A 21597-nucleotide genomic window follows, 5' to 3' on the forward strand; every position below is an offset into this window, starting at 1 on the left:
CGACGCGCCACGCGCCCTCGCCGGCCGGCCACCGGGACTCCCCGGCACGCACCGGGCCCGGCCGGAGGGCCGGGCCCGGTGGAGGGCGGCGGTTCTCAGAGGGCCGAGGGGAAGCGCTCCCAGACCCGGTGGCGGGTCAGCAGCCGGACCACCTCGGGCAGGACGTCCCGGCCGTCGCCGCCGCCGACCACGCCGGGCGCGTCCGAGGCGATGCCCGCCGCCTGCCAGACCCGCTCGGCGCCCGCCCAGCCACCGAGGGCCTTGGAGTGCCGGTACGCCTCACCGACCAGCAGCACCACCCGGGGATCGACCGCCGCCCCGGCGTCCCCGCTCCGGTCGCCGCTGCCGGCCTTGGCGTCCCGGGCCCCGTGGGCGTCGGCGGCCGGAGCGGGCGCGCCGGCCAGGAGCAGGGCGTCGAACTCGATGGAACGGGCGGCCGCGAAGGTCCGCTGGACGGTGACGGGGTCACCGGTGTCCGCGCCCAGCACGCCGCCGGTGGGCGCGACCACCAGCGGCACCATGTCCTGGTCGAGCACCGCCTGCCGGACCGCGCGCACGGACTCCAGGTCACCGCCGTCGGTGACGATCCCCACGATCCGCCCGGCCGCGGGCCACTCCCGCCCCACCTGGGAGAGCGCCGGGCTGGGCGCGACATCGGCCAGGGGCTCCGACGGCTCGGGGGCCGGCAGCCCGAGACCCTCGGCGACCTCCCGGCACAGCCGGGGGTCGATGTTGGCGAGCGTGCGCAGCACCCGCTCCTTGATCGCGTTCTCGTAGCACCGGCTCAGCTCGAAGGTGTAGGCGGAGATCACATGCTCCTGCTCGACCGGCGACAGGCTGAGCCAGAACTGCCGCGGCTGGCTGAAGTGGTCGGCGAAGGAGGCCGGGGCCTCCCGCACCTTCCGCCCGGCCGGCACCTCCACGGGCACCTCGACGTACGCGCCCGCGTCGGCCCCGGCGGTGAACGGGCACCCCCCGTCAAGGGAGTTGGGCCGGTAGGGGGCCGTACCCCGGTGCACGGCGGTCTGGTGCATGCCGTCCCGCAGCATGTCGTTGACCGGCGCGTGCGGGCGGTTGATCGGCAGCTGGGCGAAGTTGGGGCCGCCCAGCCGGGTGATCTGGGTGTCGATGTAGGAGAACAGCCGCCCGGCCAGCAGCGGGTCGTCGGTGACGTCGATGCCCGGCACCAGATGGCCCGGGTGGAAGGCGACCTGCTCGGTCTCGGCGAAGAAGTTGCTCGGGTTGCGGTCGAGCGTCAGCAGCCCGATCGGCTGCACCGGGGCCAGCTCCTCGGGGACGATCTTGGTCGGGTCCAGCAGGTCGATGCCCTCGAAGGTCTGCTCGGGCGTGTCGGGGAACGTCTGGATGCCCAGCTCCCACTGCGGGTGGGCGCCCGCCTCGATCGCGTCGGCGAGGTCGCGCCGGTGGAAGTCGGGGTCGGCGCCGCCCGTGATCTGGGCCTCCTCCCACACCTGGGAGTGCACGCCGAGCTTCGGCTTCCAGTGGAACTTCGCCAGCGTCGTTCCGCCGTCGGCGTTCACCAGCCGGAAGGTGTGGACTCCGAAGCCCTCCATCATCCGGTACGAGCGGGGAATGCCCCGGTCGGACATGTTCCACAGCGTGTGGTGGGTGGCCTCGGTGTGCAGGGAGACGAAGTCCCAGAAGGTGTCGTGCGCGCTCTGCGCCTGCGGGATCTCCCGGTCCGGGTGCGGCTTGCCCGCGTGGATGACGTCGGGGAACTTGATGGCGTCCTGGATGAAGAAGACCGGGATGTTGTTCCCCACCAGGTCGAAGACGCCCTCGCCGGTGTAGAACTTCACGGCGAACCCCCGGGTGTCCCGGACGGTGTCCGCGGACCCCCGGGAGCCGAGCACCGTGGAGAAGCGGACGAAGACCGGGGTCTCTACGTCCTTGTCCAGGAAGGCGGCCCTGGTCACACTCGCCGCCGTGCCGTACCCCCGGAACACGCCGTGGGCCGCGGCGCCCCGCGCGTGCACCACGCGCTCGGGGATGCGCTCGTGGTCGAAGTGGGTGACCTTCTCCCGCAGATGATGGTCCCGCAGCAGCACCGGCCCGCGGGCGCCCACCTTCAGGGAGTGGTCGGTGTCCGGCAGCCGGTGCCCCTGCGCGGTGGTGAGGTACTCCCCGCCCTGCGCCATCACCGCCCGGTCCGCGCCGGTGGGCTGACCGGTGGGGCTGACGGTGGCGGGGCCGCCCTGGTCGGGCTTGGGAGGCAGCGGCCCCCGGGGCTCGGTCGGCTCCTCGAGCGGGGGCGGCTCGGGACCGGGGCGGCCGGGAACGGGGTGCTGCTGTTCCATGTTCGCTCCTCCGTGTGGGGCAGACGGGCAACGGCACACTCGTCACCTGCGAACCGGACGTCGAAACGCGAAAAGCGAAAAGTCACCTTCCTGTCCGTCCCGTCCGTTCCGGGCAGCCCCCCCCAAAAAACCCGGCACGCACGCGGCCGTGTCTCCGGCAGGCCCTGCGCACACCCGCCCGGTTCGCCCCCGCCCCCGCCGTCGCCGTACCCGCCGCCGCTCCCGTCGCTTCCGCCGGCCCGCCGGCCCGCCGGCCCGGGCGGCTCCGGGAGCCCCTCAGGGCTTGCGGGCCACGCCGCAGTAGAAGGCCACCTCGTCGGGGAGTTCACCGGACGGTGAGGGCTCCGGCCGCCACCGCGAGCACGACACCACGCCCGGCTCCAGCAGTTCCAGCCCGTCGAAGAACCGCGCGACCTCCTCGGGCGTGCGCTGGTGGAGTTTCGGAGTACCGACGCTGTTCCAGTACTCGACCGCCGCGTCCACGTCGTCCAGCCCGGGGGCGGTGATGGTGTGCGACAGCACCAGGTGACTGCCGGAGGGGACCGCGTCCATGAGCCGCCTCACGATCGCGCGGGCACGGTCGGTCTCCTCGACGAACATCACGATGCCCAGCAGCATGACCGCCACCGGCTCGGTGAAGTCCAGAGTCCTGGCCGCCTCCCGCAGGATGGCGTCGGGGTCGTGCAGATCGGCGTCGAGGTAGTCGGTGACGCCCTCGGGGGTGGAGGTCAGCAGGGCCCTGGCGTGCGCCAGCACGATGGGGTCGTTGTCGGTGTAGACGATCCGGGCGTCCGGCGCGATGCGCTGGGCGACCTCATGGGTGTTCTCGCTGGTCGGCAGACCGGTGCCGATGTCCAGGAACTGCCGGACGCCCGCCTCGCCGGCCAGATGGGTCACCGCTCGGCCCAGGAAGGCCCGGTCGGCCCGGGCGTAGTCCAGGATGCCCGGGTGGATGCTGCGGACCTGGTCGCCGGCGGCCTTGTCCACCTCGTAGTAGTTCTTGCCGCCCAGCCAGTAGTCCCACATCCGGGCCGAGTGCGGAACGGTGGTGTCGATCCGGGCCGAAACCTGCTCGGATGTGGTCGTTCCATCTGTCATGGGAGCCCCCTCCTGAGGTTCTGCGCGATTGCTTCCGTCAAACTACGCGCTCGAACTCGCCCTGGCAGCAGCTCTGTTGATCAGAGTCGGCAGTCGGCAGTCGGCGGTCGGCAGCCGGCCGGGCGGAAGCCGCTGCGAGGAGACGGAAGGAGTCGGATCAGAGCCCGGCGGCGTCCTCGTCCCCGTCCTCGTCCCCGTCCCCGTCCTCGGCGGTCAGCCCGGACTCGGCGGCGGCCAGCGCCGGTGCGTGGCCGAAGAGACCGGGCAGGCCGCCGGAGTGCAGCAGGACCGTGCGCTGCCCGGGCCGGACCGTGCCGTCCGCGACGGCCGCCGCCAGACCGGCCAGGGCCCGGCCGGTGTAGACGGGGTCGAGCACGAGCCCCTCGGTGCGCGCGGCGAGGAGAAGCGCGGACCGGGCCGGCTCCGTCAGCGTGCCGTAGCCGGCCCCCACCTGGTCCATGCGCAGCCGCAGCGACTCCGGTGGGCAGTACGTGCCGGTCAGGCCGGAGGCCAGACGGGAGACGGTGACGGCGGGGGCGGACACGGCGCCGACGTGGACGCCCAGGACCCGGTGCGCGCCCAGCTCGCCGGCGAGCCCCGCCATGGTCCCCCCGGAGCCGACGGCGGTGACCACCGTGTCCAGGCCGGGAGCCTGGGCGAGGAGTTCGCGCCCGCACTCGGCGTAGCCCCGGGCGCCGAGCACACTGGAGCCCCCGAAGGGCACGAGCGACGGAACGGCACCCTGCCGGCTCAGCTTCTCGGCGATCTCGTGTGCGACGGAGTCGAGCGCGGCCGCGTCGGTGTCACCGGCCCACACCACCCGGGCACCGAGGAGCCCGTCGAGCGCGAGGTTCCCGGAGGAGGACGCCCCCGGACGGCCGGCGAGCACCAGCACGGCACCCAGGCCGAGCCGGGCGGCCGCGGCCGCCGTCAGCCGGGCGTGGTTGCTCTGCGGCGCGCCGGTGGTGACCAGGACGGTGGCGCGCTCGGCCAGGGCCGCCCCGCACAGCCACTCCAGCTTGCGCACCTTGTTGCCGCCACCGCCGAGGCCGGTGAGGTCGTCCCGCTTGATCCACAGGTCCTCCGCCCCCAGCCCGAGGGCGAGGGCCAGGCGCGGCGCGGGTTCCAGCGGCGTCGGCCAGGTGCCGAGGACCGCCCGCCGCGGAGCGCCGTCCGGTGTCGTCATCCGTGTGGTCACCTTGGTGTGCCGTCCGTGAGCGGGGCTTCGGTGGAGTACATGGTGACACACGGTGGCGGCGCACCGGGGAATCCGGTACGCCGCCAGGACACCGGCGCACCGCGGCGTACCGCACGGAACCCGCCGCCGCGCGGTTGACCGCCGGAAGTCGCGGGGACGGTTCACCTCCGTAAGGGTCTCCCGTATCCGGGGGCCGCGGCGCGACGCAGTGACGCAGTGACGCAGGAGGAGGAGACGGCGGGATGAGAACGAACCGGCTGGGGCGCAGCACGGTCGAGGTCACGGAACTGGGCTTCGGCGGCGGACCGCTCGGAGGACTCTTCGAACCGCTGGACGACGACACCGCGGCCGGGGCGCTCGCGGCGGCCTGGGAGGGCGGGATCCGCTACTTCGACACCGCCCCGCACTACGGCATCGGGCACTCCGAGCGCCGCATCGGCGGCTTCCTGCGGAGCAGACCCCGGGAGGAGTACACCCTGTCGACCAAGGTCGGCAGGGTCCTGGTCCCGCAGGACCCGCGGGGCCGCACGGACGAGAGCTTCCAGGTGCCCGCCACGCACCGCCGGGTGAGGGACTTCTCCCGCGACGGGGTGCTGCGCAGTGTCGAGGACTCGCTCGCCCGCATGGGGACCGACCGCGTCGACGTGCTCTTCCTCCACGACGCGGAGGAGTGCTTCGAGGACGCGCTGCGCCACGGATACCCGGCGCTCGCCGAGCTGCGCTCCCAGGGCGTGGTGGGCGCCATCGGCGCGGGGATGCACCACACCGGCCTGCTGACCCGGCTCGTTGAGGAGACCGACGTCGACGTGGTCATGCTGGCCGGCCGCTACACCCTGCTGGACCACAGCGCCCTGGACGACCTGCTGCCCGCGTGCGCCGGACGCGGCGTCTCCGTGCTGGCGGCCGCGGTGTTCAACTCCGGGATCCTCGCCGAGCCGCGCCCGGCCGCAGGGGCGCGGTACGAGTACGCGCAGGCCCCGCCGGAGACGCTGCGGCGTGCGCACCGCATCGCCGACGTCTGCGAGGCGCACGGGGTGACGCTCCCGCGGGCGGCGATGGCGTTCCCGCTGCGTCACCCCGCCGTCGCGGGCGTCGTGCTCGGCATGCGCTCGGCCGGGGAGGTGCGGCGCGACATCGAGGCGTTCGTCGCGGGCGTCCCCGAGGGCCTGTGGGCCGACCTGCGTGAGCAGGGCCTGATCGACGAGCGCGCACAGGCGCCGGGTTGAGAAACCGCCCGGCACCGGCACCGGGCCTGGTGCCGGGAGCACCGCACGGGCGCGGGCGCGCCCGGCCGGGCATCCTGGACATCAGGGGGTGATCAGGCGGGGAACGCCCCCTGTCACCGGAAGGGGTGCCCATGGTGCGGAACGCCCAGCGGTTCCACGGGTGGATCGCCGGTGCGGGGACGTCCTCCGGGACGCGGATCGTACTCGGACACTGGCCCCGGTCGCCGTTCGGACCGTTCAGCGACGTGATGCTGGAGCGGGCCGACGGGCAGCGGCTGCTGCTGGCCCCGTCCCGGCGGATCGCGGACTTCGTCGCCGCGGTCTACCGCTTCGACCGGGTGCTGGTCGTCCCGGTGGCGGTGGACGCGGCCGGACGGCACTGGCACGTCGCGGCCGGACCGCTGCGGATGAGCCTCACCACCGGCCGCCGGGGCGGGCTCGGACTGCTGCTGCGGTGTGTGCCCGCCCCGCTCGCCGCCCGGCCCGCCTGGGTCGCGCTCACCGACCTCCCCGCCCGGCTGATGCCCGGGGTGCGGACCAGGGGCAGCGCGGGCGGCGGATACCAGGAGTGGTACGGCGTACGGGACCTGCGCGGGATCACCGGGATCGAGGCCTCCTGGGAGGGCCGGGATCTGGGCCCGCTCGCGCCGGTCGACCCACCGGTGCGGTTCGGGTTCGGCTCCGCACCCCGGACACCCGCCCTGGTGCGGGTGGTCACCACCGTCGCGGGACCGCACGGGCCCTCCGCCCCCGCCCCCGCCTCCGCGCCTGCCTCCGGCCGGAGAGATCTGTAGCGTGGGAGGTGTCCTTTCGGACCTCGGAGGTGCGGCATGCGCGTTCCGGCCATACACACCGAGGGGCTGACGAAGCACTTCGGCGCGGTCACCGCCCTGGAGGACCTGGACCTCCGGGTGGAGCAGGGCGAGATCTTCGGCTTCCTGGGCCCCAACGGGGCGGGCAAGTCCACCACGATCCGCCTGCTGCTCCACCTCGTCCGCCCGACCGCGGGGACGGCGCGGATCATGGGGGTGCCGGTCGAGGACGTCGAGCGCGCCCACCGGCACGTCTCCTACGTCTCGGGCGACGTCTCCCTGTGGCCGCAGCTGACCGGCATGGAGATCCTCACCCACCTGGCCAACCTGTCCGGCGGCGCCGACGAGGCCTTCCGGGACGAACTCGTCGAACGGCTGAGGGTCGACCCGGGCGTGCGGGCCCGCTCGTACTCCAAGGGCAACCGGCAGAAGATCGCTCTGACCGCCGCGTTCATGACCCGGCCCGACGTGCTGCTGCTGGACGAGCCGACCAGCGGCCTCGACCCCCTGATGGAGGCGGAGTTCCAGGCGCTGGCCCGGGAGGCCGCCGACCGCGGCCAGACGGTCTTCCTCTCCTCGCACCTGCTGGATCAGGTGGAGGACATCTGCCATCGCGTGGCGATCCTGCGCGCGGGGCGGCTCGTGGAGGTCGCGGCGCTGGAGGATCTGCGCAAGCTGAACACCACGGTGTTCGAGGCGGTCCTGGACGGTCCCGCGCCCCGGCTCGACGGAGTGCCGGGCGTGGTCGCCGTGGAGCGGATCGACCGCGGCCTGCGGGTGTCCGTCACCGGGCCGCCGTCGGCCGCGCTCTCCAGGCTGGCCTCGGCCGGACTGGTCAGGCTCCGCAGCCGGGAACCGAGCCTGGAGGAGATCTTCCTGACCTACTACGAGGCCACCTCCGGGCAGCGCGGGGCCGTCGCCGCCGCGCACGGCGCCCGGGAAGAACGGGACGCGCCGGAACCGCGGGACGCGCCGAGTCCGCGGGACCCGCGGTAGGAGGCGATGACGATGGCCAGGGCCGTACCCGCACCCCGGGCCGCCCGCCCGGCGCGGCGGCACCGCACGGAGGCGGCGATCGCCGGGCTGGCGGCCCGGCTGATCCGCCGCGGCACCCTGGTGCTGGCCCTGTCGACCGCCCTCTACGCGGTCGTCGAGGTCCTCACCTACCTCGCCGCCTACCCCGACGCCGCGTCGCGCCGCACCATCTCCACCTTCCAGGACAACCCGGCCGTGCGGATGCTCCAGGGCATCCCGCACGCCGTCGACACCCCCGGCGGCTTCGCCGCCTGGGACGCCGGCTGGATCCTGGCCGCGATCGCCGGGATCTGGGCATTGCTGACCACCGGACGGCTGCTGCGCGGGGAGGAGGAGACGGGCCGGGCCGAGTCCGTACTGGCGGCGCCGGTGCGGGCGGGCCGCGCCCTGCTGGTGCAGCTGCTGGTCGTCGCCGCCGCGATCACCGTGATCGGCGCCGCGATCGCGACGGCACTGACGCTGTCGGGCGCCGCCGCGGCGGGCTCGGCGCTGTTCGGGCTGGGCGTCGCGGGCTTCGCGGCCACGTTCGCCGGGGTCTGCGCCGTCACCGCGCAGGTCTTCGAGGTGCGCCGCCGGGCCACCGGCGCCGCGGCCGCGGTGCTCGGCGCGTCCTTCCTGCTCAGAATGGCCGCCAACAGCAGCGACTCCCGCGGCTGGCTGCGCTGGCTGACCCCGTTCGGCTGGATGGACGAGCTCCACGCCTACCGCGACCCCCGGTGGGCGGCCCTGCTCCTGCTGTCGGCCGCGCCGGTGCTCCTGGGCGCCGTCGCCGTGCGGCTGCGCGCACTGCGCGACACCGGCGGCGCCCTGATCGCCGGCTCCGACAGCCGCCGCGCCAGGCTCGGGCTGCTGGGCGGCCCGGCGGCGTTCGCCTGGCGCGGGACGCAGGGCATGCTGGCCGGCTGGCTGACCGGCATCACCCTCTACGCCCTGGTGACCGGATCGGTGGCCAAGGCGGTCACCGACTTCGTGGCCGAGCAGGCGTCCTACCGGGAGATGCTCCGGCGGCTCGGGTGGGACCTGCAGCGGGTCACCGAGGGCTACCTGGGCACCATGGGTCTGCTGTTCGGCCTGCTGCTCTGCCTCCACGCCTGCTGGCGGATCGGCGCGGCGCGCGCCGAGGAGGCCGCCGGGCGTCTGGAGTCCACCCTCACCAGGCCGGTCTCCCGCTACCGCTGGCTGGGCGGCCACATCCTGCTCGCCCTGGCCGCCTCCCTGCTGCTCGCGGCCGTCGCGGCACTGGCCGTGTGGGCCGGCGCGGTGGCCGGCGGGGCCGAGGTGGGGGCGGCCGGCGCGTTCGGATCGGTGCTGAACACCCTGCCCGTGGTGGTGCTCCTGACCGGCCTGGCCGTGCTGGTCTACGGCACCGCGCCCCGGCTCACCGTCGGTCTGCCGGTGACCGTGGCGGTCGCCGCCTACCTGGTGGAGACGATCGGGACGGCGCTGGACTGGCCGGGTCAGGTGCTGGATCTGTCGCCGTTCCACCACCTGGCCACCGTGCCCGTCGAGCCGTTCGAGCTCCTGCCCGCGGCGGTCATGACCGGCCTCGGGCTGCTGGCCGCGCTGGCGGGCGTCGCGGCCTTCGAACGCCGGGACGTCACCGGGGACTGAGGTGCGGCGGTACGGCGGGCCCGGCCCGCCGGCCCCCAGCCCTTCGGAGGGACCTCTGCGGACCGGAAAGGAAACGGGGCCGCCGGCGCTTTCGAGCGCCGGCGGCCCCGCCGCCCGTACGAGAGCCCTGCCTCGGCTCGCCCTACCGCAGCTGGTCCTCGTCGTTGCCGTAGGAGCGGCGCACGGACTCGGCGGCCTTGTCCGTCTGGGCGTCGTACTTGCCGCCGGTGCGCTCGTCGATGGTCTGGTCGGCGCGGTCGACGCCCTTGTCCGCCTGGTCGGGGTGGCGCTTGGCCATCTTCTTGGCCTTGTTCGCCATGTCGCCCAGCTTGCCCATAACGGCCTCCTCGCGGTGGTGTCGTACCGTCTTGTCCTATATCGCCTAACCGCTGCCAAATGGGGGAAACATGTCGTTCTCCTGTGGATGGGCGCCGGGCCGCGGAATCCGGGCGATCTCCGAGGCGGAGGAGGAGGTGGCCCGGCAGCGGGGAAGGTGGGGTTCGCTGGACCGGACCGCGGGAAGCGGAGTACAGCCTTCCCGCTGGCCGGGCCGGGGCCGGGGCCGGGGCCGGGGCCGGGCCGGAGCGGCCGGCCCGCTGAACGGCCCGGCCGCCGTCGTCGGCCACAGTCGGTCACAGTTGGTAACCAGCGGGAAACCCCTGGCCGAAGCATTGTCGGTGCCGCATGATATTCGTTCTCCAGACGATCATTCAGAGGCCCCCGGCGGGGCCTTCACGGGGGGATGCACATGACGACCATCAGTCGGCACTCCGCGGCCGGGGAGCAGTCGGCGGGCGGGCGGCGCCGGCCGGTGTTCCCGTTCGGGCTGTGGAAGCGCGGACCGGCGGCGCGCCTGGTCACCGACTTCGGCGATCCGGAGCTGGCCCGGCTGCGGGAGGCGATCGGTGCGGGGGACTGGCCCGCCGTCCGCGAGCGGCTGGCGGCCGTGACCGACGGGGAGGAGCTGTGCCGGCTGGTGTGGCACGCCTCCAAGGCGCCGGGCACAGGCGAGCTGATGGGCCGTGTCATGGACCGCGAGCCGGACGGGACCCTGGCCCTGCTCATGGCCGGCGCGCACCACATCGACTGGGCCTGGGAGGCCCGCACCTCCGCACAGGCCTCCCAGGTCTCCCGTGAGCAGTTCCGGGTCTTCCACCAGCGGCTGGAGGTCGCCGAGGATCTGCTGTACCGGGTGGCCGAGCGCGAGCCGGAGTGGGTCGCCCCCTGGTTCATGCTCCAGGTCTGCGGCCGCGGCCTCCAGGTCGGACCCCAGATCGCCCGGCTCCGCTTCGAGGCGGCGGTGCGCCGCTGTCCCGGCCACCCGGGCGCGCACCGGCAGCACCTGCAGCAGGTGTGCGCCAAGTGGGGCGGATCCCACGAGGAGATGCACGAGTTCGCGCGCGAGTCGATGCTCTCGGCCCCCGAGGGCAGCCCGCTGGGCGAACTGGTGGCCATCGCCCACCTGGAGCACTGGCTGGACCTGGAGCGGGGGGAGGACGCGGAGTACATCGGCCGCCCCGACGTACGCGCCCGGCTGCTGGAGGCCGCTCACCGGTCCATCGGGGACCCGGCCTTCGGACGTCCGTACGACTGGATCGGCGTGCACAACACCTTCGCCATGGCCCTCTCGCTGGCCGGCGAACGGGAGGCGGCGGCCGCCGCCTTCGCACCGCTGGAGGGACGGGTCACCGAGTTCCCCTGGCAGTACCTCGACTCCGGCGATCCGGTCGCGGCGTTCCGCAAGTGGCGCTCGCGCGCCGGCCGCTGACCGCGCCGGCCCGCCGGCCCACCGTCCCGCCGACTCGACGGCCCCTCCCGCCACCCACGGAAGAAAGCCCACCCGGTGTCCCAGCATCAGACGTCCCACACCTTCCAGGTCGATCTGCGCGGCCTGGTCGACCTGCTCTCCCACCACCTCTACTCCAGCCCCCGCGTCTACCTGCGCGAGCTGCTGCAGAACGCGGTGGACGCCATCACCGCCCGCCAGGCGCTGTCCCCGGGCGCCCCCGCCCGGATCACCGTGGAGACCGGTGAGACGCTCACCGTCACGGACACCGGCGTCGGCCTGTCCGAGAAGGACGTCCACACCTTCCTCGCGACGATCGGCCGCAGTTCCAAGCGCTCCGCCGACGGAGGCCTCGACGGAACGGCCATCGCCTCGGCCCGCTCGGAGTTCATCGGCCAGTTCGGCATCGGACTGCTCGCCTGCTTCGTGGTGGCCGACGAGATCACCGTGGTCAGCCGCTCGGCGGCCACCCCCGACGCGCCGGTCGTCGAATGGCGCGGACGCGCCGACGGCAGCTACACCATCCGCACCCTGCCTGCGCACACCAGGCCGGAGCCGGGCACCACGGTGCGGCTCACCCCCCGCGCGGACGGCACCGAGTGGACACGTCCCGACCGGGTCCTGGAACTGGCCCGGCACTACGGCGGCCTGCTGCGGCACGAGGTCACCGTGACCGACGCCCGCGGCACGGCCACCCGCATCGACCGGACCCCGCCGTGGCAGGAGCGCCACGCCTCCCCGCGGGCCCGCCGCGAGGCGCTGGCCGAGCACTGCCGCTCCACCTTCGGCTTCACCCCGCTGGACACCGTCGAACTGGACCTGCCCGTCGTCGGGCTGCGCGGCGTCGCCTACGTCCTGCCGACCGCCGTCAGCCCCTCCCAGCGAGCCGGCCACCGGGTGCACCTCAAGGGCATGCTCCTGTCGGACCAGGCGTCCGAGCTGCTGCCCGACTGGGCGTTCTTCGTGCGCTGCGTGGTGGACACCACCGGTCTGCGGCCCACCGCCTCCCGCGAGGCGCTGTACGAGGACGAGACGCTCGACGCCGTGCGCGAGGCGCTCGGCGACCGGCTGCGCGACTGGCTCACCGGCCTGGCCGCCGGCGACCCCACCCTCCTGCACCGCTTCATCGAGACTCACCACCTGGCCGTCAAGGCACTGGCCCGCCACGACGACGCGCTGCTGCGGATGCTGCTGCCGTGGCTGCCCTTCGAGACGACCGACGGCAACGTCACCCTGGACGAGTTCGCCCGCACCCACCCCACGATCCTGGTCACCCGGAGCGTGGAGGAGTTCCGGCAGGTCGCGCCGATCGCCGCGGCGGCCGGCCTCGGAGTCGTCAACGGCGGCTACACCTACGACCGGGACCTGGTGCACCGGCTGCCGGAGATACGCTCCGGCACCACCGTCGGCGACCTGGACCCGGCCACCGTCACCGCGCACCTGGACGCGGTGGAGCCCGCCGCCGAACTGGCCGCGGCCTCCTTCCTGGCCGTGGCCCGCGAGGTGATCGGCGTCCACGACTGCGACGTGGTGCTGCGCAGCTTCCAGCCGGTGACCGCCCCCGCCCTCCTGCTGGACAACCGGGAGGCCCGGCACGAGCGCACCCGCTCCGAACTGGCCGGCACCGGCGACGGGCTGTGGGCCGACATCCTCGGCTCCCTGCGCACCGAGGCCCCCCGCGCCCAACTGGTCCTCAACCACCTCAACCCGCTGGTCCGCCGCGCGGCGACGATCACCGAACGCGGGCTGGCCACGGCCACGGCGGAGGCACTGTACGGGCAGGCGCTGCTGCTCAGCCGCCGCCCGCTGCGCGCCGCCGAGAGCGCGCTGCTCAACCGGGCCTTCCTCGGCCTGCTCGACCACGCCATGCACGACCGGGCCGACACCCCCGGCGGCCCGGCCTCCCGGAAGGAGCCGTGATGCTGGAGACCCCGGAGGCCGTGCTCGACGCGCTGCGGGAGAACGACGAACGACCCTACGGCCTGCCCAGAACGGTGAGGGCCGAGGAACTGGTCGAAGCCGCCGGGCAGTTCGAGGACAAGGGACTCCTCGTCACCGCGCTGCTGGAACTGATGGAGGCCTACGAGTACACCGGCGAGCACCGCAAGTCGCCGGTGGTCTTCGCCCGGCTGCTCCAGCTGTGGGACGAGGACCGCGGAGCCTTCAACGAGTGGGAGGGCCACCAGGTCTACTGGCGCTTCAAGTGGGTGACGACCTCGCTGCTGGAGGTGCCGGACGTACCGCTGGCCACCATCGAGCAGTGGATCGGCCGGATGCGCGAGCGCTACCGCGAGGCCGGCCACGGCATGCAGCCGGTGGCGGCCATGGCACACCGCGTCGCGCTGCACACCGGCAGCGGCCTGGAGTCCGCCTACGACCTGTGGGTGACCCGCCCCCGGGAGCGGCTGAGCGACTGCGAGGCGTGCGAGATACGCCACCGGGCGCTGCACCACGTCCTCCTCGGGGAGGACGAGCAGGCCCTGCGGATCTGGGCGCCGCTGTTCGCCGGGGCCGTGAGCTGCCAGGAGGAGCCGTACGTCAGCCACGCCTTCGCGCTGCTCCCGCTGCTGCGCACCGGCCGCGTGGACGAGGCCCGCTCGCACCATCTGGCCGGATACCGCTACGCCCGCGGCAGGACGGGCATGGCCGAGGAGGTCGGCCTCCACCTGGAGTTCTGCGCCCTGACCCGCAACGAGGGCCGCGGACTGGAGATCCTCGCCGAGAACCGCGGACTGTTCGAGGTCACCGGCGCCCCCAAGGCGCGGCTGGCCTTCCTCACCGGCCTCCAGGTGCTGCTCGGCCGCCTCGTGGAGCAGGGATACGCCGACACACCCGTCGCCGGGCCGCCCGGGCGGCAGTGGACGGCGCGGACGCTGAACGAGGAGATCGGGACGGAGGCGGACGAGCTGGCCGCCGCGTTCGACCGGCGCAACGGCACGGCGGCGGTCGGCGAGCGCCGCCGCGAGCGCCTGGAGCGGCGCCCCGTGCTGGACGAGCCGCTCGCGCTGGGGCTGCGCGTCACCCCGCTGACCGGACCGAAGGACGGCGGGGCCGCCGCGGAGCCCGTCCCCGCTCCCGCCACCGCGCACCGGGTGGCCGTTCCCGAGGACTTCGCCGAACTGGTCGCCGAGGCACGGCGACTGGCCGACCGGGGGCACCCCGGTGACACACCGCTGTGGGAACGCGTCGCCGAGCGCGTGGCCGCCGAAGGATACGTCCACGACCCCGCGCTCGGCCCCCTCGACCTGCTCCTGGCCGAGCTGGCCGAGCAGCGCGCGTTCGCCGAGGACGAGCGGGGCGGGAACGGCCGGGACGCGATGGCCGAGGCGGCCGGCCTCTACGCCCGGGCCGGCCTGCCCTGGCACGAGCTGGCCGCCCGGGCCCGCGTGGCCTGTCGGCCCGGGGCCGGGAAGGGGCACGGTGAGCACGGTGAGGGATCCGCCGACGAGCCCGCCGGCCACCTCGCGGTACGGCGGGAGCTGGAGCCCCTGATGGAGCTCGCCGAACGGATGCTCCCCGGCGGGGACCGGGAGCCGGACGCGGACTTCCGGCCGGACAAGTACCTCGTCGTGCTCCACTGCCGGGCCTTCGCCGCGCACACCGAACTGGTCGACGCGCTGCCGGACGCCGGCCCGGAGACCGCGGCGCGCTTCCAGGACGCGGTCGCGGCGCTGCGCGCGGCGGCCGAACGCCGGGAGGTCCCCCACCAGGTGGCCGCAGCCCACCTCTACGAAGCCGACATCGCCGCCCGCACCGGGCGCATCGAGGAGGCCGTCGAGCGGCAGCGGCGTTCCCAGGAGATCCTGGAGGAGACCGGCACCCCGTGGCGGGCGACCCGCGGCATGCTGCTGCTGGGCCAGATCCTGATGCGCACCGGCCGGCCCGGGGAGGCGGCCGAGGTGTTCCGGCAGGCCATGGCCCGGGCCGCGCGGTACGACGACCGCTCCTTCCCGGCCACGGCCGTCCACGCGATGCTCGGCCACGCCTGCCGGCACGCCGGTGAGCTCTCCGGAGCCGTCCGGCACCTGTCCGAGGCCGCCGCCCGGATGGAGCGGGAGGGGGACCACAACGGCGCGGCCGAGTGCCGCCTGGAACTCGCCGACGCCCTGGCCGCCTCCGGGCAGCCGGAGGACGCCGTCGCGGTGCTGGAGTCGGTGGTCCGTGAGGGCGGCGCGGAATCCGGCGGCCCGCTCGACGAGCGGCTGCTGGCCCAGATCCGCCTCACCCTCGCCCGGGGCCTGACGGAGCTGGGGGAGCACCGCGCGGCGGCCGAGGAGTTCCTGAGCCTGGCCGACACGGTGGCCGGGTGGGAGGAGCAGTTCACCCACACCATGGTCGCCGCCCAGGCGGCGGCGGCCCTGGCCCGGGCCGGCCGCCCTCAGGCGGCCGGGGCCGCGCGCGAACGCGCTCTGGACTCCCACCGCCGGGCGCCCAGCCCGGTACCGGTCCTGGAGATGCTCCGGGAGTTCGCCGACCTCGCCACGCGCGGCGAGGAGGAGGACCTTCAGGCGGCGCTCGGTCACCTGGCCGCCGCCGACGAGCTGCTGGCCGGGGTCCCCGAGGACCCGGAGGAGTTCCCCCACTGGTACCACGCCGGCCACAACCACCTGTGCCGCGCCCGCTGCCTGGCCCGCGCCGAGCGCTTCGAGGAGGCGCTGGCCGAGGCGGACCGGGCCGACTCGCGTCTGGCGGAGGGCGGCCCGGACGGGGAGGCGGGCCGGGCGGAGACGGCACGGCTGGCCGCCCTGATCGAGGGCAACGGGCTGGAACGGCCGAAGGGGGCGGTGGCCCGCCTGGACGCGGCGGTCCGCCGCTGCGCCGGGGCGGGCCTGCAGGAGGCGGCCGGGATCCTCACCGCACTGCGCGAGGACATGGCCTCCCGCTGAGCGGTCGGGCAGCCGATCCGCCGAGCGGCTTCCGGCCGGGACGGCGCGCCGTCCCGGCCGGAAGCCCACGTTCGGCCTCTGAGCTGCGTAAACGCCTTTCCGGGCGGCCGTTTGCCGTCACCCGACCGGCCCCTTTGACCGCGAGATCCGCGGTGAGCGGAGGCAGGGTGGGGGCATGTGGTACCCACGACTTGTGCTGGGCGCCGCCCTTCTGCCGCTGGCGCTGCTGGTGGCGCGGGACGTTCCCGCCCATCTCCTCGACCCCCCGGTGCCGGAGACCGCCGGCCCCGCCACCGCCTACACCGCACCACGGCCCGCGGTCGTCAGCCGGAAGGTCTGGCGCGCCGACGAGAGCCTGGTCAGGGAGGAGGCCAGCTACACGGGCCCGGTGAGCGCCGTCTTCGTCCACCACACCGGCCACCCCAACGGCTACGACTGCTCGGACGTCCCGCGGATGCTGCGGGCCCTGGAGACGGACCACGTCGAGGGCCAGGGGTGGGACGACATCGGCTACAACTTCGTCGTGGACCGGTGCGGGACCATCTACGAGGGGCGGGGCGGCGGCATCGGACGCCCGGTGTACGGCGCGCACACCAAGGGGTTCAACCGCAACAGCGTCGGTGTGGCGGCGCTGGGCACCTTCGGCGCGGGGCAGGAGGTGCCGCGTGTGGTGATCGACGCGATCGCCGAGGTCGCGGCGTGGAAGCTGCGGCCCGGAGCGGACCCGCGAGGCAGGGTGCGGCTGGTCTCGACGAACGACGAGAGCCGCTACGACGAGGGCGAGGCGGCGACGTTCGACGTCATCGCGGGCCACCGTGACAGCCACCAGACCGACTGCCCCGGTCAGGAGCTGTACGACAGGCTGCCGGAGATCCGGGAGGAGGCCACCCGTCTGCGCGACCTCGGCCCCTGACGGCCCGGGCACCGCCGGCTCTGTCCACCGCCGCGAGGCCGCCGCCGTCCGTACGGCGGCGGCCTCGCGGCGTTTCCGGGCACGCGACAGGGGGCCGGGAACCAGGCCGGGGTCCGGGGCGGTACCGCCGGCGGGCTCAGAAGGAGAAGACCGCGGGGGCGGTGTCCGCCATGACGCAGGAGTTGGGGAAGGTGTGCGTGTACGAGACCCTGCGGCCCTCCCAGACCCCGTCGGCGGTCACGGTGACCGGATCCCAGACCATCGGGCACATCCGGTCGCCGGGCTCGAGCAGCGAGGCGAACTCGCCGTCCGCGGAACGCAGCTCATCGCATGCCTCGGCAGGCGCCGGGTGGGTGCCGCCCGGCGCCGGCGAGCAGCGCAGCACGGTGGCCCGCAGCACGGTGGCGGTCGCAGGGTCCTCCCCCTCGCCGACGGTGAGCACCAGGGCCGAGGGCGCGTACAGCCCTTCGGGCTGCGCGGGCGAAGCGGCCGCGGTGGCCGCCGAGCCCGTCAGGCAGGTGACGGCCAGAGCGGTGCTCACTCCCAGAGCCTTGATGGCGTACCGCATTTCGAACACTCCTTGGTTCGGTTCGGCAGATTCCGAACAGGAGTCTTGCTGGGGCGAGGGGCGAACGCACATCGGATGGATCACTTCCGGTCACATTCGGCGACATCGCGGTCGCTCAAAGTGGCTCCGGGGCGGCCGTGAGCCTTCCGGTCTCCCGCGGAAGTGTGTCCGGCGTGCGAACAAAGGAGAGCCGGGCTCCCGGTGGGGCGACCGTGACCTGCGGTTCGGTGGGCGGGCCGCCCCGTCCGAGCGCCTCACCACGGCCGGAAGGCGGCGTGGCTGCCTTTGGCCGACAGTGTCGGGTACCCCCCTCGAACCCGTCCGGGGGGCGGGGCGTCCGGCGGTCCGGAGGCGGCCGGGGCCGCCGGAGGCATGCCTCATCCTCCTCCGGGCCGCTGCCCGTCGCTCCCGGAGTCGGCCGGCGTCCGTGCGGGGGAGGACGCGGCGTACGGGACCTGCGAGGGCGGGACCTGCGAGGGCGGGACCTGTGGGGGAGCGGCCTGCGCGGAGGGCGCCCCACCCGGCTGAGGAGTCTGCTGAGCCCTTTCCAGGAACCGCAGCAGTTCGACGGGGAAGGGCAGGACCAGGGTGGAGTTCTTCTCGGCCGCGACCGCCACCACCGTCTGCAGAAGCCGCAACTGCAGCGCGGACGGCGTGTCGGCCATCTGCTGCGCGGCCTCCGCCAGCTTCTTCGACGCCTGGAACTCCGCGTCGGCGTTGATGACGCGGGCCCGCCGGTCGCGGGCGGCCTCCGCCTGGCGGGCCATCGACCGCTTCATCGTCTCCGGCAGGGAGACGTCCTTGATCTCGACCCGGTCGACGTGGACGCCCCAGCCCACGGCGGGGCTGTCGATCATCAGCTCCAGGCCCTGGTTCAGCTTCTCCCGGTTGGACAGCAGATCGTCCAGATCGCTCTTGCCGATGATGGAGCGCAGCGAGGTCTGGGCCATCTGGGAGACCGCGAAGCGGTAGTCCTCCACCCGGACGATCGCGTCGACGGGGTCGACGACCTTGAAGTACACGACGGCGTCGACCCGGACGGTCACGTTGTCCCTGCTGATGCCCTCCTGCGCGGGCACCGGCAGGGTCACTATCTGCAGGTTGACCTTGCGCATCCGGTCGACGAACGGAACGATCATGGTGAAGCCCGGTGGGCGTACGTCCTTCATGACCCGCCCGAGCCGGAAGACCACGCCGCGTTCGTACTGTTTGACCACCCGGGCCGCCAGCGCGACGTAGACGGCGCAGACGCAGAGCAGCACGATCCCCGCCGCCGCGAGTCCCTGGAGCATCGCAGACACCTACTGTCCGTGGGTTGGGCTGTCCCCCCGTCGAATTTGTCTGATATTTACGATAACTCCGCATGAAGATCGGCGGGAGTCCCGTCTCCGGGGCGCCTCAGCGAGTGGAGACCGTGCCCGACACGGCGTCGCCGTCAGAGGAGGGCGGGTGGTCGACGAACCTCCGCTCCACCTCGGCCCGTTCGGCCTCCGACGGGTCGCTGTCGAGGGAGTCGAGCAGTGCGTCGCGCGCCGTGCTGCCCTCGGGCCGCACCAGCCCGACGACGACGTACAGCGTCAGCGAGGTGAGGACCGGCAGTCCGACGTTCGCGGTCTGCCCGGCGTCCTCCACCCCCCAGTAGAGATACGCCCAGACCGCCAGGCCGCCCGCCCAGGAGACCAGTGCCGCGCGCGGCCCGTGACGCCGGAACCAGGGCAGCAGGCCCAGCATCAGCGGAATGGAGATCGGCCCCATGGTGGCGGCGACGATGCTCACCACGACCGTCATGATGAAGCCGTCCGGGTCGGCGAGGAGGGCGAGAGCCATGCTGAACGTGACGAAGGCGACCGTGGTGACCCGCGCGAACAGCAGCTGCCCGGCCTCCGTCAGACGCCGTACGCGAGGGACGACCAGCGGGGCGAGGTCGCGGGTGATGACGGCGGTGATGACGTTGGAGTCGGAGGCCACCATGGCCATGGTGTGGGAGAAGAAACCGGCCAGGAGCAGTCCGATGAGCCCGGCGGGCAGCAGTTCCTGGGCGAGCATGATGTACGACTTCTCGCCGTCGTCCAGACCGGGGACGACGAGAGGGGCGGCGATCATCGGGACGAAGAGGATGAACGGCCACACGATCCACAGGAAGCTGGAGAGCAGTGCCGATCTCCTGGCCCGCGAGCCGGAGGGCGCGGCCATGTAGCGCTGCGCCAGGTTCCACATGCCGCCGTTGTACTCGAAGGTCTTCACCAGCAGGAACGCCATGATCAGCCCGGTGGTGACGGGGCCGCTGACCGGGTCGCCGCGGCCGGCCGGGAGGTCGTCCCACATCGTCCAGAGTGTGGCCACCCCGTCGAGGTGGGCGAAGAGGGCGAAGAGCATCGCGAACCCGGCGACGGCCTGGATGACGAACTGGCCGAAGTCGGTGAGGACGTCGGCCCACAGGCCGCCGAACGCCATGTAGAGCATGGTGCAGGCGCCGGTCAGGGCTATGCCCCACACCAGCGGAATGTCCGCGAACCCCTGGAGCAGCAGGGCGATGGCGACCCACTTCGCGGCGATGTCCACCACCTTGAGCGCGGTTCCGCTGTAGGCGAGGACCTGCTGGGTGGGCAGGTCGTAGCGGACGGCGAGGTAGGCGAGCGGCGAGTTGACGCCGTGTCCGGCGCGCAGCCGGTTCCAGCGCGCGGCGAAGAGGAAGGCGCCGACGCCGATGCCCAGTCCAATGGTGAGGGGCCACCAGAAGTAGACGGTGACGCCGTGGTCATACGCGACCGCGGCGAAGGTCACGAACATGATCGCGCTGTAGCCGGACATGTGGTGCGATATCCCGGAGAGCCACCACGGGATACGGCCGCGGGCCGTGAAGAAGTCGGCGATGGTGTGGATGCGTTTCCTCGACCACAGGCCGATGCCCACCATCACGAGGAAGTACGCGCCCAGCACGGTCCAGTCCAGTGCGGCCATGACGGCTCCTTTGGTTCATAGATGTGAACTACTGTCAACTCTATGAATGCGTGCCGTCACAGTAGGAGCGCCCTCGTGGGGCGTCAATACGCGTGAACAGTTGGAGCGGCAAGAGGAGTTGAGTCGATCGAGCCCTGGATCGATGTTCACGTACATGGAAGCCGATGCGGCTCTGCCCTCTTTCGGGGATGTCCGCGCGGAGGCCCGGTCCGGGCCTCCGCGCCCGCCTCAGGCCAGCAGGGCGCGCCCGTGTTCCATCAGGGCGGACAGTTCCTCGATGTGCGCGCCGTCCGGCTCGCTCAGCGGCGGACGCACCTCGCCCACGTCCAGACCGCGCAGGCGCACCCCGGCCTTGACCAGCGAGACCGCGTAGCCGCGCCCCTTGTTCCGCAGCTCCACCAGGGGGCGGTAGAAGCCGTCGATCAGCCGGCGCACGGTGGCGTCGTCGCCCCCGTCGAAGGCGCGGTGGAAGGCGACGGCGATCTCCGGTGCGAAACAGAAGGCGGCGGAGGAGTAGAGGCCGACCCCGATGCCCCGGTAGGCGAGGCAGGTGAGTTCGGCGGTGGGCAGCCCGTTGAAGTACAGGAACTCGCGGCCGGGCTCCGCGGTGCGCACCGCGCTGACGATCCGCTGCATCAGGTCGAGGTCGCCGACGCCGTCCTTCAGACCCGCGATCCGGGGGTGGCGGGCGAGCTCGGCCACCGTGGCCGGTGCGAGGACGGCGTTGTCCCGCTGGTAGACGATGACGTCCAGCCCGGTGGAGTCCGCGAGGGCGGTGTAGTGGGCCCGCAGCCCCTCCTGGCCGGGTACGACCAGATAGGGGGGCATGGCCAGAAGTCCGTCGGCGCCCGCCTCCTCCGCGGCGCGGGCGTACCGCACGGCGAGGGCGGTGCCGTAGCCGGTGCCCGCGACCACCGGCACCCGCCCCGCCGCCTCCGTCACCGCCGCGAAGACGCACGCGCCGTACTCCTCGGGGGTCAGGGCGTGGAACTCGCCGGTGCCGCAGCAGGCGAAGACGGCGGCGGCACCGGCGTCGATGCCGCCGCGCACATGCGCCCGGAACACATCGGTGTCGAGGGCGCCGTCCGGTCCGTACGCGGTGACGGGGAAGAAGAGCAGGCCGTCGAGCCGGGCGGCGAGAGGAGGTGTGGTCACGGCACTCCCTGGGTGTCGCGGGCTGGGTGT

At 73.7% G+C, this 21597-nt stretch carries 16 protein-coding genes; 8 read left to right on the forward strand and 8 right to left on the reverse strand.

Annotated features, from left to right (window positions below; all coding sequences use genetic code 11):
• Nucleotides 1-95: 95 nt before the first annotated feature.
• From CUT83_RS25510 to CUT83_RS25520, 3 genes are all read right to left on the reverse strand, one after another.
• The gene (locus CUT83_RS25510) at nucleotides 96-2318 is read right to left on the reverse strand and encodes a catalase (protein ID WP_101258178.1); all 2223 of its coding nucleotides are present in this window, start codon (nucleotides 2316-2318) and stop codon (nucleotides 96-98) included.
• 276 nt (nucleotides 2319-2594) lie between these two features.
• The gene (locus CUT83_RS25515; RefSeq protein WP_101258179.1) at nucleotides 2595-3416 is read right to left on the reverse strand and encodes an SAM-dependent methyltransferase; all 822 of its coding nucleotides are present in this window, start codon (nucleotides 3414-3416) and stop codon (nucleotides 2595-2597) included.
• A gap of 157 nt (nucleotides 3417-3573) precedes the next feature.
• Nucleotides 3574-4602, reverse strand: a complete 1029-nt coding sequence (locus tag CUT83_RS25520) for a pyridoxal-phosphate dependent enzyme (protein ID WP_101258180.1) — start codon at nucleotides 4600-4602, stop codon at nucleotides 3574-3576.
• A gap of 254 nt (nucleotides 4603-4856) precedes the next feature.
• On the opposite strand from CUT83_RS25520, the gene CUT83_RS25525 reads away from it, so the two are divergent.
• From CUT83_RS25525 to CUT83_RS25540, 4 genes are all read left to right on the forward strand, one after another.
• Complete coding sequence (locus CUT83_RS25525; RefSeq protein ID WP_101258181.1) at nucleotides 4857-5840, forward strand: aldo/keto reductase; 984 nt, start codon at nucleotides 4857-4859, stop codon at nucleotides 5838-5840.
• A gap of 131 nt (nucleotides 5841-5971) precedes the next feature.
• A complete protein-coding gene (locus CUT83_RS25530) occupies nucleotides 5972-6634 on the forward strand; it encodes a hypothetical protein (protein ID WP_101258182.1) in 663 nt (220 codons plus the stop codon).
• 36 nt (nucleotides 6635-6670) lie between these two features.
• Nucleotides 6671-7648, forward strand: coding sequence for an ABC transporter ATP-binding protein (locus CUT83_RS25535; RefSeq protein WP_101258183.1), 978 nt, complete (start codon nucleotides 6671-6673; stop codon nucleotides 7646-7648).
• A gap of 6 nt (nucleotides 7649-7654) precedes the next feature.
• A complete protein-coding gene (locus CUT83_RS25540) occupies nucleotides 7655-9298 on the forward strand; it encodes an efflux permease Rv1217c-related protein (RefSeq protein WP_101258184.1) in 1644 nt (547 codons plus the stop codon).
• Between the two features lie 142 nt (nucleotides 9299-9440).
• On the opposite strand, the gene CUT83_RS25545 is transcribed toward CUT83_RS25540, so the two are convergent.
• Complete coding sequence (locus CUT83_RS25545; protein WP_101258185.1) at nucleotides 9441-9635, reverse strand: antitoxin; 195 nt, start codon at nucleotides 9633-9635, stop codon at nucleotides 9441-9443.
• A 411-nt stretch (nucleotides 9636-10046) separates the two neighbouring features.
• On the opposite strand from CUT83_RS25545, the gene CUT83_RS25550 reads away from it, so the two are divergent.
• The 4 genes from CUT83_RS25550 (at nucleotide 10047) to CUT83_RS25565 (ending at nucleotide 16883) form a co-directional block, all read left to right on the forward strand.
• Complete coding sequence (locus tag CUT83_RS25550; protein WP_240958211.1) at nucleotides 10047-11066, forward strand: hypothetical protein; 1020 nt, start codon at nucleotides 10047-10049, stop codon at nucleotides 11064-11066.
• A 75-nt stretch (nucleotides 11067-11141) separates the two neighbouring features.
• Entirely contained in the window at nucleotides 11142-13004 is a 1863-nt protein-coding gene (locus CUT83_RS25555; RefSeq protein ID WP_101258186.1) for an HSP90 family protein, read from the forward strand.
• On the forward strand, nucleotides 13004-15970 hold the full coding sequence (locus tag CUT83_RS25560) for a tetratricopeptide repeat protein (RefSeq protein ID WP_101258187.1): 2967 nt from the start codon (nucleotides 13004-13006) through the stop codon (nucleotides 15968-15970). The genes CUT83_RS25555 and CUT83_RS25560 overlap by 1 nt, the downstream gene beginning before the upstream one ends.
• 175 nt (nucleotides 15971-16145) lie before the next feature.
• Nucleotides 16146-16883, forward strand: coding sequence for a peptidoglycan recognition protein family protein (locus CUT83_RS25565; protein WP_101258188.1), 738 nt, complete (start codon nucleotides 16146-16148; stop codon nucleotides 16881-16883).
• A 136-nt stretch (nucleotides 16884-17019) separates the two neighbouring features.
• Here CUT83_RS25565 and CUT83_RS25570 read toward each other — a convergent pair whose 3' ends face one another.
• The 4 genes from CUT83_RS25570 to CUT83_RS25585 form a co-directional block, all read right to left on the reverse strand.
• Nucleotides 17020-17451 carry a subtilase-type protease inhibitor gene (locus CUT83_RS25570; protein WP_101258189.1) on the reverse strand — a complete coding sequence of 144 codons (432 nt, stop codon included), beginning with the start codon at nucleotides 17449-17451 and terminating at the stop codon, nucleotides 17020-17022.
• Nucleotides 17452-17828: 377 nt separating this feature from the next.
• Nucleotides 17829-18743, reverse strand: a complete 915-nt coding sequence (locus tag CUT83_RS25575; protein WP_101258190.1) for a slipin family protein — start codon at nucleotides 18741-18743, stop codon at nucleotides 17829-17831.
• Between the two features lie 106 nt (nucleotides 18744-18849).
• Nucleotides 18850-20412, reverse strand: a complete 1563-nt coding sequence (locus CUT83_RS25580; protein WP_101258191.1) for a sodium:solute symporter family protein — start codon at nucleotides 20410-20412, stop codon at nucleotides 18850-18852.
• 228 nt (nucleotides 20413-20640) lie between these two features.
• Nucleotides 20641-21567, reverse strand: coding sequence for a 5-dehydro-4-deoxyglucarate dehydratase (locus CUT83_RS25585; RefSeq protein WP_101258192.1), 927 nt, complete (start codon nucleotides 21565-21567; stop codon nucleotides 20641-20643).
• Nucleotides 21568-21597 lie beyond the last annotated feature (30 nt).

This window comes from Streptomyces barkulensis (assembly GCF_002843305.1).
In the GTDB taxonomy this organism is placed as follows: domain Bacteria; phylum Actinomycetota; class Actinomycetes; order Streptomycetales; family Streptomycetaceae; genus Streptomyces; species Streptomyces barkulensis.